Annotated in this window: 1 protein-coding gene and 1 pseudogene; both read left to right on the top strand. The window is 28.6% G+C overall.

The genetic code is table 11. The annotated features are described in order from the left end of the window. Nucleotides 1-351, top strand: a pseudogene (locus KA828_RS13050) (hypothetical protein); the annotation flags it as partial. 33 nt (nt 352-384) lie between these two features. Next, nucleotides 385-648, top strand: a complete 264-nt coding sequence (locus tag KA828_RS13055) for a TcaA second domain-containing protein (protein WP_210126368.1) — start codon at nt 385-387, stop codon at nt 646-648. The last annotated feature ends 96 nt before the right edge of the window (nt 649-744 follow it).

The raw sequence follows: 744 nt of genomic DNA on the forward strand, positions 1-744 counted from the left end.
CAATTATACGGACTTTATCCAAATAATGGCCAAAAAGTAGAAGAACAAGACCAAGAAATTCGTGATCAAATTCAATCTACAAAAGATAGTATTGAGAATAGCAATGATGATACAAATTCAAAAATTGCAGAATTACAAAATAAAGTTGATAGCCTAAAACAACAAGCAGATACAGACAAATTAAATAAAGTTGCAGAAGATTATCAGAACACAATTAATAATTTGAAAGACGCAAAAACCCAACAAGATAATGGTAACAATGAAAAAATGGAAGAAGAATTAAATAAAGTTAATAATAAGTTAGATGAAATCAAGAATAAAATTTCATCGTGGTTTAATAGTAATAAATAACTTGCTACTACATTGATATAAAGGGTAATGCGTATGGAAAATGAAAAGACACGTAATAAGAAGCCATATATATATGGTTTCTTATTACTAATAATTATCTTAATTGCTTTAATAATTGTATTTGTAGTTAGAAAAACAGATGCCCTAGGACAAATAAATAAATTTGAAGATGCTGTAGAATCTAATGATTCTAAAAAAGTCAGTGAAATTTTATCCGGTAGTGAACGGACTATGTCAGACAAGGAATCAAAAGCGTTTATAAAATATATGGTTCTGTTGCAAAGTAAAAAAAAATAGCTAACCACTAATTTATCATGTCAGTGTTCGCTTAACTTGCTAGCATGATTCTAATTTCGTGGCAAGGCAAAAATCCTTAGATCTGAAGAGACCTTC

The sequence above is a fragment of the Staphylococcus sp. GDY8P85P genome (genome assembly GCF_017892405.1).
Classification (GTDB): Bacteria; Bacillota; Bacilli; order Staphylococcales; family Staphylococcaceae; genus Staphylococcus; species Staphylococcus borealis.

Coding starts and splice junctions, on each gene's coding strand:
- KA828_RS13055 (WP_210126368.1), top strand. CDS start 385: ATGGAAAATGAAAAGACACGTAATAAGAAGCCATATATATATGGTTTC.